The 11,871-nt window shown below is 69.1% G+C and carries 15 protein-coding genes and 1 other RNA gene; 6 read left to right on the top strand and 10 right to left on the bottom strand.

Going from position 1 to position 11,871, the window contains the following annotated elements:
• Nucleotides 1–40 precede the first annotated feature (40 nt).
• Complete coding sequence (locus tag CRT23_RS04265) at nt 41–343, top strand: hypothetical protein (protein WP_055955290.1); 303 nt, start codon at nt 41–43, stop codon at nt 341–343.
• Nucleotides 344–353: 10 nt separating this feature from the next.
• Here the strand turns inward: CRT23_RS04265 and CRT23_RS04260 are convergent, their stop codons facing one another.
• The 3 genes from CRT23_RS04260 to CRT23_RS04250 form a co-directional block, all read right to left on the bottom strand.
• The gene (locus tag CRT23_RS04260; RefSeq protein ID WP_103708731.1) at nt 354–584 is read right to left on the bottom strand and encodes a hypothetical protein; all 231 of its coding nucleotides are present in this window, start codon (nt 582–584) and stop codon (nt 354–356) included.
• 198 nt (nt 585–782) lie between these two features.
• Nucleotides 783–1,688 carry an alpha/beta hydrolase gene (locus CRT23_RS04255; RefSeq protein ID WP_103708730.1) on the bottom strand — a complete coding sequence of 302 codons (906 nt, stop codon included), beginning with the start codon at nt 1,686–1,688 and terminating at the stop codon, nt 783–785.
• On the bottom strand, nt 1,688–2,701 hold the full coding sequence (locus CRT23_RS04250) for an SDR family oxidoreductase (RefSeq protein ID WP_103708779.1): 1,014 nt from the start codon (nt 2,699–2,701) through the stop codon (nt 1,688–1,690). Before CRT23_RS04250 ends, CRT23_RS04255 begins: the two co-directional genes overlap by 1 nt.
• Before the next feature lie 189 nt (nt 2,702–2,890).
• Between CRT23_RS04250 and CRT23_RS04245 the strand changes: the two genes are divergently transcribed.
• The 3 genes from CRT23_RS04245 to CRT23_RS04235 are packed head-to-tail and all read left to right on the top strand — an operon-like array spanning nt 2,891 to nt 5,324.
• On the top strand, nt 2,891–3,343 hold the full coding sequence (locus CRT23_RS04245) for a DNA polymerase III subunit chi (RefSeq protein ID WP_055955281.1): 453 nt from the start codon (nt 2,891–2,893) through the stop codon (nt 3,341–3,343).
• Nucleotides 3,344–3,381: 38 nt separating this feature from the next.
• Entirely contained in the window at nt 3,382–4,935 is a 1,554-nt protein-coding gene (locus CRT23_RS04240; protein WP_103708729.1) for a peptidase S10, read from the top strand.
• Nucleotides 4,936–4,976: 41 nt separating this feature from the next.
• On the top strand, nt 4,977–5,324 hold the full coding sequence (locus CRT23_RS04235) for a hypothetical protein (RefSeq protein WP_245435966.1): 348 nt from the start codon (nt 4,977–4,979) through the stop codon (nt 5,322–5,324).
• Nucleotides 5,325–5,333: 9 nt separating this feature from the next.
• Here CRT23_RS04235 and CRT23_RS04230 read toward each other — a convergent pair whose 3' ends face one another.
• The 7 genes from CRT23_RS04230 to CRT23_RS04200 form a co-directional block, all read right to left on the bottom strand.
• On the bottom strand, nt 5,334–6,347 hold the full coding sequence (locus CRT23_RS04230) for a peptidoglycan -binding protein (protein WP_103708727.1): 1,014 nt from the start codon (nt 6,345–6,347) through the stop codon (nt 5,334–5,336).
• A gap of 1 nt (nt 6,348) precedes the next feature.
• Nucleotides 6,349–7,344 carry a MotA/TolQ/ExbB proton channel family protein gene (locus CRT23_RS04225; protein WP_103708726.1) on the bottom strand — a complete coding sequence of 332 codons (996 nt, stop codon included), beginning with the start codon at nt 7,342–7,344 and terminating at the stop codon, nt 6,349–6,351.
• Between the two features lie 141 nt (nt 7,345–7,485).
• Nucleotides 7,486–8,307 (bottom strand): TIGR00282 family metallophosphoesterase, encoded by an 822-nt coding sequence (locus CRT23_RS04220; RefSeq protein ID WP_103708725.1) that lies wholly within the window; start codon nt 8,305–8,307, stop codon nt 7,486–7,488.
• A 9-nt stretch (nt 8,308–8,316) separates the two neighbouring features.
• The gene (locus tag CRT23_RS04215; protein ID WP_103708724.1) at nt 8,317–8,925 is read right to left on the bottom strand and encodes a 5-formyltetrahydrofolate cyclo-ligase; all 609 of its coding nucleotides are present in this window, start codon (nt 8,923–8,925) and stop codon (nt 8,317–8,319) included.
• Nucleotides 8,915–9,072: non-coding RNA, 6S RNA (gene ssrS, locus CRT23_RS04210), on the bottom strand. The genes CRT23_RS04215 and ssrS overlap by 11 nt, the downstream gene beginning before the upstream one ends.
• Nucleotides 9,073–9,193: 121 nt before the next feature.
• A complete protein-coding gene (gene zapA, locus CRT23_RS04205) occupies nt 9,194–9,553 on the bottom strand; it encodes a cell division protein ZapA (RefSeq protein ID WP_055955265.1) in 360 nt (119 codons plus the stop codon).
• Between the two features lie 36 nt (nt 9,554–9,589).
• Complete coding sequence (locus CRT23_RS04200; protein ID WP_103708723.1) at nt 9,590–9,871, bottom strand: DUF4164 domain-containing protein; 282 nt, start codon at nt 9,869–9,871, stop codon at nt 9,590–9,592.
• A gap of 426 nt (nt 9,872–10,297) precedes the next feature.
• On the opposite strand from CRT23_RS04200, the gene gap reads away from it, so the two are divergent.
• Both gap and CRT23_RS04190 read left to right on the top strand, forming a co-directional pair.
• The gene (gene gap / locus CRT23_RS04195; protein ID WP_103708722.1) at nt 10,298–11,305 is read left to right on the top strand and encodes a type I glyceraldehyde-3-phosphate dehydrogenase; all 1,008 of its coding nucleotides are present in this window, start codon (nt 10,298–10,300) and stop codon (nt 11,303–11,305) included.
• Between the two features lie 71 nt (nt 11,306–11,376).
• Nucleotides 11,377–11,844 (top strand): hypothetical protein, encoded by a 468-nt coding sequence (locus tag CRT23_RS04190; RefSeq protein ID WP_103708721.1) that lies wholly within the window; start codon nt 11,377–11,379, stop codon nt 11,842–11,844.
• The last annotated feature ends 27 nt before the right edge of the window (nt 11,845–11,871 follow it).

The raw sequence follows: 11,871 nt of genomic DNA, 5'->3' as shown, positions 1-11,871 counted from the left end.
ACTGTCCACACGGGGTCGTTTCCCCACATGGAGTCATGGAATGCCGCCGATCTTCACCGCTGATTTCGAGACCCGCCGCGATGCCGAGATGAGCGTGGAGCACCTGGTTCAGGAGCACGGCCTCGACCGGAAGGCGATCACGGTCGTCTCGACGGGCGAGCGCAACAGCGCCGGAACCGAGCAGGCCGGCGGCGATCTGGAGGACGGGCGGAAGAAGGGCGAGACCGAGGGCGAGCCCGCGCTGACGGCGGCGATCCAGGTCCGGGTCGACGCCGATGCCGCGCAGAAGGGCGTCATCGACGAGTCGTTCTCGACCTTCGGTGGAAAGACCGTTCAGCGCTGACGCGCGAGGTTCAGGCCGCGAGCGCGGTGACGCTCGTCTCGGGCCGCGCGGTGTCGCGCGGTCCGAACAGGTGCTGGTGCAGGGCGTTCGGGCAATGGACGCGCCCCGAGGGATCGGTGATCTTCACCTCGGTCATCCCCGCGGTCATCAGCGACCAGCCCTGCTCCACGGCGCCCAGGATCGAGCTGTGGCGGAAACTGAAGCATCGCTCCGAGACGCGCGCGCTGACGGTGAAGCTCACGGACTGAGATCCTTGGCTGATCGCTCGGTCACCCGGTCGCGGGTCTCCGGCGAGGATGGGGAAGAGACGGCGATCGGGGGAAGACACTCGGGCAGCGCCTGAGGTTTGCGCCGCCGCCGGGTTGCGTGTGCACCGCAATAATGGCTTCCGGTTGACGAAGCCTGAGCGAAAACGAGCCCGGTGCGATTGAGACCGGGCTCACGCGGGAACGTGATCGGCGAGGGCGCGGACCGCGTCCAGGACGGCGTCGGGATGCTGGTGATGCAGCATGTGCCCGGTCCCCGACAGGAGGGTGAAGGCGGCGCCCGGAATCCGGTGCGAGGCCCAGTATCCGTGTCGCGGCGTACTGACCACGATGTCCGAGTCGCCGGCCAGGATCCGGACCGGCACCCGGCAGGCCTGATAGGACAGGGCGCTGCGGGTCAGGCCCGACATCAGGCCGGCCGCATCCTCCCCTTCGGCCACCAGTTGTTCCGCGGTTCCCGCGAGGCCGAACGGATTGGCGGCCGCGTAGCCGGGGGGCATCGTGGCCGGCAGGAACATCGCGTTCCAGAGCAGGGGCAGCAGCGCCGGGTCCATCGCGCGGCCGAGGACGCGCGACGCGAAATGTCCGCCGGGGGCCGCCCGGGGGCCGAAGAGAAGGTGTTCCAGGCGCGGCTCGGGGAAGCAGATCGGCGCCAGGGCGACGACGCCGGCGATCTCTTCCGGGAACTGGAGGCCGTAGGCCAGCGCCACCGCACCACCGTAGGAATGCCCGACGATGATCGGCCGCTCCAGGCCGAGTGCCCGAACGCCGTCGCGAATCAGGGCCGCCTGTTGCCAGAGATGGGCATCGCTGGCGCCGCGGCGCCTGCTGAAGCCGTGGCCCGGCCGGTCGACGGCGATGACCCGGAACTGCTCGGCGAGGCGAGGCACCGGTCCGAGCCACATGTCTTCCAGGGTCATCAGCGTGCCGTGGATGACTACGACCGGCGCTCCGGTCCCGGCTTCGGCATAGGCCAGCGTGCGACCGTCCGGCAGGTCGAGGGTCGATCGGGGCACGAGACGCTCGGAGACCGCGGGCGAGACCCGGCCGACCGGGCTGACGAGGGATCCAGCCGCCATCAGAGCGGACGCCGACGACGGCGACTCTGTCCGGCGAGGAAGGCGGTCGCGGCGAGGCCGAGACCGAGCCGGAGCGCCGTCGAGGCCGGATGAAGGGACGCCCGTGTGTAGGTGCTGCTTCGCTGCACGTAGCCGGGCTGGTCGCCCCGCGTCTCGCCGTCCTGTCCGGGGCCGTGCAAGGTGCCGTCGGGATTGCGCGGGGCCTCGCGGCGCTTCTGGAGGGCGATGATCGCGGGCGCCAGCAGATCGTAGGTGCCCGGCGAAAATTCCTTGAGGCTGGTCAGGGCTTTGCCTCCGCCGCCGACGACGATGTCGCGCTCGGGATGGACGGCGGCATGCAGGATGGCGCGCGCCACCTCCTCCGGCCGGTAGACCGGGGGCGGCAGCATCGGCTCGTGATCCATGTAGTTGCGCGCGCGGTGCGGCAGCGGCGTGTCGATGGAGGTCGGCTTGATCAAGGTCACCGAGATCGGTGCGCCTTCATCGGCGAGTTCCATGCGGAAGGCGTCGGTGAATCCTTTGATCGCGTGCTTGCTGGCGCAGTACATGCCCTGGAAGGGGAAGGCGAGGTCGCTCGCGACACTGCCGATATTGATGATGCTGCCCCCCCGCTCGCGCAGGTGATCGGCCGCGATCAGCGTGCCGTAGACCGTGCCCCAGAGGTTGGTCTGAAGCAGGCGCTCGTGATCGGCATCGGAGACCTTGCTGAGTGGCCCGTAGATGGTCAGGCCGGCTACGTTCACCCAGGTGTCGAACCCACCGAAGGCGGCGATGGCGCGGTCCGCGACGGCCTGGACGTCGGCGCGCTGGCCGACATCCGCCGCCACCGCGACGGCGTGACCGCCCGCGCCCTCGATCTCCCGCGCAATGCGCACGAGGGTGTCGCCGCTGCGGGCCGCCAGGACCACCCGGACCCCGGCCTGGGCTGCCATGCGGGCCGTGGCGAGACCGATGCCGCTCGAAGCTCCCGTGATCACCATCACCTGATCGCGCAGCGCCTTCCGGTGTCGCATCGTGCCCATTCCCCGCCCGTTCGCACGGATCGCCACCGGCGTCCTCTAACGCTTACTCGCGGGAGGCCCGCGGGTTCTGTTCCCAGGACGCGCCTGCGCGGTTTTCACGCGCGGCTTCGCCCAGGGGAAGAGGCGCGGCGGGCGGCGATGCCGCTGGCTTTGGCGCGCCGCATGACTACCTTGCAGGCTGTGACCGAGATCCTGTTCTACCACCTCCAGAATCAGCCCCTCGAGACGGTGCTCCCGAACCTGCTGGAGCGCTCGCTGGAGCGCCAGTGGCGTGCGACCATCCAGGCGGCCAGCGAGGAACGGCTCCAGGCGCTCGACGACCAGCTCTGGACGTACAGCGACGACAGCTTCCTGCCGCACGGGACCGACCGGGACGCCGACGCGGCCAGCCAGCCCGTCGTGCTGACCCTGAAGGCGGTGAACCCGAATGCTGCCTCGATCCGCTTCCTGGTGGAAGGCGCCGACCTGCCGTCCGATGCCGCCGACTATGCGCGGATCTGCGTGCTGTTCGACGGCACCGACCAGGATTCGCTGCTGCGCGCCCGGGAGCAGTGGAAGGAGGCGAAGGCCGCCGGACACACCATCGCCTATTGGCAGCAGGACGAGGACGGCCGTTGGCAGAAGAAGGCCTGACGTCGTCCCCTTACCGACCTTCGCCGAGAGGATTCGCCATGAGACGTCTCGCCATCGGCCTCGCGGCCCTGTTGATCGCGACCCCGCAGCTGCAGGCGCAGCCCGCCCCGCAGGGTGAGCGGCCGGCCGAGGCGCGAAGAGCGCCTGAGCCGCGCGCCCCCCAGGGCGGCAAGCTCCCCGCGGACGCGGTCACCGAACACAGCGTCACGCTCCCGGATGGGCGCAGGCTCGCCTTCACGGCCCGCGCCGGCAGCCTGCCCCTGGTCGACGAGGCCGGCAAGCTCCAGGCGGAGATCGCCTTCATCGCCTACAGCCTGGCCGGCCAGGGCGGCAGCAAGACGGGGGACGCGGCGCGCCCCGTCACCTTCGCGGTGAATGGCGGGCCCGGCGCCGCCTCGGCCTACCTGAACATCGGGGCGATCGGGCCCTGGCGCCTGCCGGTGGAGGGCGCCAGCATCAGCCCCTCGGCACCGATCGGCCTGGTGCCCAACGACGGGACCTGGCTCGACTTCACCGACCTCGTGTTCCTCGACCCCGTGGGCACCGGCTACAGCCGCGCGGCCGACGGCGATGCCAAGCGCTACTGGAGCATCGATGCCGATGCCTCCGTGCTGGCCTCGGCCATCGCCCGCTGGCTGCGCACCAACGACCGCATGGCCGCGCCGAAATTCTACGTGGGCGAGAGCTATGGCGGGTTCCGCGGGCCGCTGATCGCCTCGAAGCTCCAGGAGGAGATCGGCGTCGGCCTGTCGGGCATGGTTCTGCTCTCGCCGGTGCTCGATTTCGCCTGGCTGCAGGCACCGCGGACGACGCCCTGGGGCCACGTGATCAAGCTGCCGTCCTTCGCCGCGTCGGCCATCGAGCGGGCGGGCGGCAGCCCGACGCGCGAGACGATGGCGGACGCGGAAGCCTACGCCACCGGGCCCTACCTCGCCGATCTCCTGAAGGGGCCGTCCGACAGCGCCGCCGTGGCCCGGCTGGGCGACCGGGTCGGCGCCCTGACCGGGCTCGACCCGAGCTTCGTCCGGCGGCAGGCCGGCCGGCTCTCGGGCCAGAGCGTCCAGCGCGAGATCGGCCGCGATACCGGCCGCGTCGCCAGCGCCTACGATACCGGCGTGACCGGTTGGGACCCGGACCCGAATGCCGCCTATTCGGGCTTCGAGGACCCGCTGCTGACCGCGCTCCAGGCGCCGCTGACCAGCGCGATGATCGCGCTCTACAACGACACGCTGAACTACCGGGTGCCGGATCTGCGCTACGAACTGCTCAACACCGCGGTGAACCGGGGCTGGACCTGGGGCGGCGGCCGCTCGGCGCCCGAATCCCTCGGCGCCCTGCGCGGTGTGCTGGCCCTCGACGGCAACATGCGGGTCCTGGTCGCCCACGGGTATACCGACCTGGTCACACCGTATTTCGCGTCGAAGCTCCTGATCGACCAGATGCCGGCCTATGGCGGCGGACGCCTCGATCTCGCCGTGTACCCGGGCGGGCACATGTTCTATTCCCGACCGGATTCGCGCGCCGCGTTCCATCGGGACGCGGCGGCTCTCTACGCGGCCGCGCTCAGCGCGCGGAGCCCCGCGCAGCGCTGAGGACCCGTGTCGTGCCCGCTTTCCACCACCCGCGCCTGCTCATCCTGGCCGCGCTCGCGGCCGGCGGCCTGCCCGCCTGCACCAGCACCGAGACCCGGGCGCCCGAGCCGCTCCCCGTCGCCGCGCCGCGGCCCGCACCCGTGCCGACGTTCCAGGGACCCGTCCTGACCGGGGACGGGACCTGCACGGCGCCCGCGCCGGCCGGAGCCCCCGCGATCGAGATCGGCATCGGCGAGTGCGACCTCGTCCGGCTCAAGGGCAAGCCGCCCACCGACGTGCTGGTGGGGGAGGGGCGCGCCGGCCGCGAGGTGCAGGTGCTCTACAACGAGCCCGGCGCGAAGGAGCTGTACTTCTTCGTCAACAACCACCTCGACCGGATCGTGAAGTGAGGCCCCGGCTCAGCGCTCGGTGAGCTTCATCTCGATGCGGCGGTTGCGGGCATAGGCCTCCTCGGTCGTTCCGGCCTCGAGGGGCTGGAACTCGCCGAAGGCGGCGGCGAGGAGGTGCTGGGGCGGGATGCCCTTGGCCACCATCGCCTGCACGACCGCGATGGCGCGGGCCGCCGACAGCGCCCAGTTCGAGGGGAACTGCGCGCTGGCGATCGGCCGCGCATCGGTATGCCCGTCGATGCGCAGCACCCAGGGAATGTCGGCCGGGATCTGCTTGGCGAGGTCGAGGATCGCACCGGCGATGCGGTCGAGCTCGGGCCCGGCCTCCGGCTTCAGGCTGGCGGACCCCGCCGGGAACAGCACCTCGGATTGCAGGACGAAGCGGTCGCCGACGATGCGGATATCCGGGCGGTTGCCGAGGATCTGGCGCAGGCGGCCGAAGAAGTCCGAACGATAGCGCGCGAGCTCCTGCACCTTCTGGGCCAGGGCCACGTTGAGGCGGCTGCCAAGGTCGGCGATGCGGGCCTGGCTCTCGCGGTCGCGCGTCTCGGAGGCCGCGAGGGCATCCTCGAGGGCGGCGAGCTGCCGCCGCATCGCCGCGATCTGCTCGTTCAGCAGGTCGATCTGCGAGACGGCCCGCGCCGTGTTGGCGCGCTCGGCCGCCAGCTGCCTGTCGACCTCGCCCTGGCGCCCCGCCGCGCCCTGGGACGCGTCGGCCTGAGCCTTGAGGCGGTCGCGGTCGGCCTGCGCGCCGAGCAGGGTGCTGCGCAGGGACGAGGCCTGCTCCTCCTGCGTCTTGCGGGTCGAGCGCTCCAGGGCCAGCAGGTCCGTCAGGTCGGCGATCTGGCGGTTGAGCCGGGTCAGCACCGAATCGCGGCCGCTGATCTCCTGGGAGAGGAAGAACTGGCCGACCACGAAGATCGTCAGCAGGAAGACCACCGCGAGCAGCAGCGTCGCCAGGGCATCGACGTAGCCCGGCCAGACGTTCAGGCTCCGGTCGCGGCGACCACGCGTCGAGGCCATGTCAGGTCCGCTCGCGGCCCAGGCGCTCCAGCACCTGCTTCAGTTCGCGCTCGCGCGTCGCCTGGGCCTCGACCCAGTCGCGAATCATCTGCTGCTCGGCGCGCATGTGCTGTACGAGCCCCTGGATGCCTTCCGCGAGATTCGTCATGGCCTGGGTGGCGACGCGCCCGTTGGCGCCCTCCGCCACCACGGCGGTCAGACGGTCCACGGCCTCTTTCAGTTCGCGGGCGCTGGCGGGGTCCTGTGTCGGCAGGGGCGCGGGTTGCACCTTCGCCGGGGCTGCGACCTCGACACGACCCTGTGGTATTTCGCCGGAGAGGAGCCAGTCCTCCAGCTCGTTGTGGAAGCGTGCATGCGCCTGCCCGGCCTGCAGGTCGAGGAAGCCGATGATCAGCGAGCTCGCGAGGCCGAACAGCGAGGCCGAGAAGGCGAGACCGATGCCGGAGAGCGGCACCGCAAGGCCGTTCTTCAACTCGTCGAACATCGCCGCAGCTTCGCCGCCGCCCCGCATGGTCTTGATCACCGACCCGACCGCGCTCAGCGTGTCGATCAGGCCCCAGAACGTCCCGAGCAGTCCCAGCAGGATCAGCAGGCCCGAAACATAGCGCAGAATTTCGCGGCCCTCGTCGAGGCGCGCGGCCGCGGTGTCGAGGAAGGCGCGGCTGGTGGTCAGGGTGAGGCCGCCGTGCCGGGCGGCGATGGCCGGTGCCAGGGGCGCCATCAGCGGTGGCGGCCGGCTCGGGCTCTCGCCCGCCGCCACGGCATTGACGTAGGTCACCTCCCGGTAGAGCCGCACCACCTGCCCGAAGGCCAGCAGCACGGCGATGAGCAGGACCCCGAGGATGAGCCCGTTGAGGCCCGGATTGGCGAGGAAGGCCGGCGTGATCTGACGGAACAGGACGAAGGCGAGAAAGCCGACCAGGATCAGAAAGACCAACATCCGGACGAGGTAGATGCCCGGCTTGGCGATCGTCGCGGGTGCGGGTGGGGTCGCCATCGGCTGGGGCACACTCTCAACGCGGAACTGTCGCCCCGCGCAGAGCGAGCGGGGCGAACGCGCCGGCACATTGCAGGGTGGTTCGGCGCCGATCAAGTCGCCCGCGGTCTCGTTCCGTGGATGGGCGCTCCGTTGCGCCGGCTAATCCCACGCCCGCGGCCACGTCTCCTCCAGATGCGGTCCGAGGCGTACCGCGGCCACGCTCTTGGCGAGGCCCGTCGCGTCGTCGGTCTCGACCGCGATCCCGCAGAGCGTCCCTTCGCCCTGGGCCACTTCCAGGCGGGCACCCGGCGTCTTCTGCAGGAAGCGGCGCAGGGGCTCCTCCTTCTGCATGCCGAGGATCGAGTCGTAGTCGCCGCACATGCCGGCATCCGAGAGATAGGCAGTGCCGCCGGGGAGAATCCTGTGATCCGAGGTCGGGGTGTGGGTGTGGGTGCCCACGACCAGGCTGGCGCGGCCGTCGAGGAAATGACCGAAGGCCTGCTTCTCGCTCGTGGCCTCGGCGTGGACGTCGACGATGACGGCATCCGCCACCGCGCCCAACGGGCAGACGGAGAGTTCCCGCTCGGCCGAGGCGAAGGGATCGTCCAGGGCATCCATGTAGAGCCGGCCCATGACGTTCAGGATGAGCACACGGGCGCCCTTGCGGGTCTCCACCACGGTGGCTCCGCGGCCAGGTGTGCCCGGGGGATAGTTTGCCGGCCGGACCAGACGGGTCTGCCGCTGGATGAAGACGAGGGCCTCGCGCTGGTCGAAGGAATGGTTGCCGAGCGTCACCGCGTCGGCCCCTGCCTGGAGGAGTTCGTCGCAGATCGCTTCCGTAAGCCCGAACCCGCCGGCGGCGTTCTCGCCGTTGATGACCACGCAGTCGAGGCGCCAACGTTCACGAAGGGCCGGCAGTTGGTCCGAGATGACAGTCCGGCCGGGACGGCCCACCACGTCGCCGAGGAAGAGAATGCGCATTGCGGGAAGTCAGGTCCGTATCAGCGGGACCGGCCCCGCTTCGGTGACGAGATGATCGAGGGGCTGATCGTGCGGCTCGAAGGGGACCGCGTCGACGGCCTGGACCGAGAAGGCGATCCCGATGGTGAGCACGGGACCGTTCCGCGAAAGACGCTCGATCGCCTGATCGTAGTAGCCGCGACCGTAGCCGATGCGATGGCCACGGCGATCATAGGCCGCCAGCGGCACGAGGAGCGCGGCCGGATCAAGGGGGGGCAGGTCGTCGTGCGGTTCGCTGAGACCGAAGCGACCGGCGACGAGGGCCTCGCCCTCGCGCCATTCCCGGAACACCAGCCCTTCGGGAGTGACCTTCGGCAAGGCGATGCGTTGGCCTCGCGCGAATAGGAGGCGGGCGAGGGGACGCGGATCGACTTCGCTGCGGATGGGCCAAAAGGCCCCGACGATTTCTGCCTTGGCCAGCGCTCCGATAGTCATCACCGTCTCGGCAATCCGCACCGAACCGGTGTGCCGATCCGCCTCTCGGAGGGCATCACGGCGGGCCAGAGCCTCGTTGCGCAGGACCGCCTTGCGGCTGGAAATGGATATCTCGGCGGGAGAAAGATCTGAGTGCGGAGCCACGTGAGCCGTTGAAGTGTCGATCCCGGGAAACCTACAATGTAGGTGGGCGCCGTGTTGGCCAAGTCCAGGGACAAGGCCAGGGACAGCTCCCTGGGGAGTCGATAAGGCCCCGGGGAAAAGTTCTCCTGACGGACCCGGCAGCCCCGCCGATCCCATGTAGCGTCGGTACGCGTCCCGCGCCAGGGGGGCGCCGGTTCGACCCGCAGAAAACACGAGCGAGATCAGCGCTCGACGCTTCGCCGATTGGCATTGAGTCGACCGAGTGTGTTCAGCCGGCCGAGATGACGTGCGCAAGACGCTCGATTCGTTCGGCACAGCGCACGAGTCCCTCGGCAAGCCGCTCCTCCGCGGCTGCACGCACCGCTTCAGCCGACTCCACCGTTTCCCTGAGGGCGGCGGCTTCCTGCTCGAGCGCGGCTAGGCGTCCTTGTACCTCCTGTAATTCGTCAGCCTGCATCAAGGCGGCCATCACGTGGAGGCGCATGTCGCCGATTTCGCCGAAGGACCGGCGCATCTCCACGATCCGTCCATCAAGTCCCTCAGCCAGGGCAGTCAGGTGCGCCTCCTCACCTTCGGCGCAGGCCATCCGGTAGTTCTTGCCGTCGATGGTAACGTTGATTTGGGGCATCGGGCGTTGGGTCGCTGGAGCGTTGAAGTGCGAAACTTAGCGGAGGGCGCGGGACGGCGTCAGTACGCCTTCGACGGCGTCGATCGCTCGCCCGAGGCGGTGGTCGATATCCGACGAGGTCGCCGCGACCTCTGCGAGGTGCGCGCTCGCCGCATCGAGTTCGGCGGCGAGCCTCGCCCGGTCCTCGCCCATGATCGCGAGCTCGGTTTCCAAGTCACTGGGATCGCGCTCGGCCTCGAAGCGCTGTGTGACCGCACTCTCCAACCTTGAGAGCACGGCTTCGAGGCGCTGCAGCGCCAGATCGACGGTCTGGCTCACGGATGGATGCCCTTCACTTCTACCTGCTTCTATCCGACGAAGTCATTCACGCCACGCCTGAACGCCAGCACGGTATCCACCGTGAAACGGTTATGCACCCCCTGCGCCGGGCGATGTAACCTTTGCCTCGATTTGTCACCATGTTAGAGACCGGCCGCTCGCAGACCGGCTATACGGCAGCAGGCGACGCGCTCAGGCGACAGGGCAAGGATCTGTCCACCGCCCTGGGCACCGTCCTGCCGCGCGCTACCTCGGTCTTCGGCTGTGTTTGCGCGCCCGAGCCTGCGCGGCAGTTCATCTGCCGTTCAATCGGAACTCGCTCAGAGCGGGCAACGGATCGAGGCCTGACATTCGGTCAAGCCGCGACGATCAACTTGCTGGAGGGTGCTGCGTGGCCGGCGCCCGATTATGGGAAGGACTCACGCCGTGTCGGTGAAGGTTGCCATCAACGGGTTCGGACGCATCGGCCGCAACGTTCTGCGCGCCATCCATGAGGCCGGCCGCCAGGACATTGAGGTGGTGGCGATCAACGATCTCGGCCCCGTCGAGACCAATGCTCATCTGCTGCGCTTCGACTCGATCCACGGTCGGTTCAACGCCAAGGTTGAGGTCGACGGCGACTTCATCGTCGTTGACGGCAAGCGCATCAAGGTCACCGCCGTTCGCAATCCGGCGGAGCTGCCGCATCGCGAACTCGGTGTCGATATCGCCCTCGAGTGCACGGGCATCTTCACCTCGAAGGACAAGGCCAACGCCCACCTGGATGCTGGAGCCAAGCGCGTCATTGTCTCGGCACCGGCCGACGGAGCTGACCTGACTGTTGTCTACGGCGTCAACCACGACAAGCTCACCGCCGACCATCGCGTGATCTCGAACGCGTCTTGCACCACCAACTGCCTCGTGCCGGTGGCCAAGGTGCTGAACGATCTCGTTGGGATCGAGCGTGGCTTCATGACGACGATCCATTCCTACACGAACGATCAGCCATCGCTCGATCAGATGCACAAGGACCTTTACCGGGCCCGTGCCGCCGCACTTTCGATGATTCCGACTTCGACTGGCGCCGCGAAGGCCGTCGGTCTCGTGCTGCCGGAGCTTAAAGGCAAGCTCGACGGAACCTCGATACGCGTGCCGACCCCGAACGTCTCGGCTGTCGACCTCGTGTTCACCGCCAAGCGCCAGACCACCGTCGAGGAGATCAACGACGCGATCCGCGCAGCTGCCGACGGTCCCCTCAAGGGCGTACTGGCCTACACGGACCAGCCGAACGTCTCGATCGACTTCAACCACGATCCGCACTCGTCGACCTTCCACCTCGATCAGACCAAGGTCATGGACGGCACCTTCGTGCGCATCCTGTCCTGGTACGACAACGAGTGGGGCTTCTCGAACCGGATGGCTGACACGGCCGTGGCAATGGGCAAACTGCTCTAAGCCGCATCGCCGTATCCTGACGGGCTGAACGTTCCCGAAGACCACGCGAAGACGAGCATGGTGTGCCTGACATGACAGAGACCTCCCCCTCCGGACGCGGCTTCGTTCCAGGCACTTCAGCAATCCCGCCGGCGGACTCCCCGCCGGCGGTGGCCACTGCCGTTCAGGCTCCTGCGGGTCCCGTCGTGGCCGGCAAGGTGGAACCTCTGTCATCGCACGGCGGCACTGCCGGCGGTGATCAGCTCGCCCGAATCGAGGATAAATGCTCGCGGATCGAGGACAAGTACGCTCGCTCTGAGGCGCTGCTGTCGCGCGTCGAGGAGAAGGTCGAGGGCGCTGCTGGCCGTATGAACGAGGCGGCCCGCCAGAGCGATCTCTCCGCCTTGCGCAGCGAGGTTCGCGCTATCGCGGATCGCACGCGCGGCCTACCCGGGTCCGGCGCCTTGGTGCTTACCGCCATCATCACCGCCGTTCTCACGGTTGCGCTCACCATCGCGGCGCAGCGCTTCCACCTCGATGCGATGCTGCCCCCGCGCTGATTTCCTCGTCCTGCCCGTCTGAAGCCA

The sequence above is a fragment of the Methylobacterium sp. V23 genome, assembly GCF_002917135.1.
Classification (GTDB): domain Bacteria; phylum Pseudomonadota; class Alphaproteobacteria; order Rhizobiales; family Beijerinckiaceae; genus Methylobacterium.
This window is presented reverse-complemented; position numbering and strand designations above follow the sequence as displayed.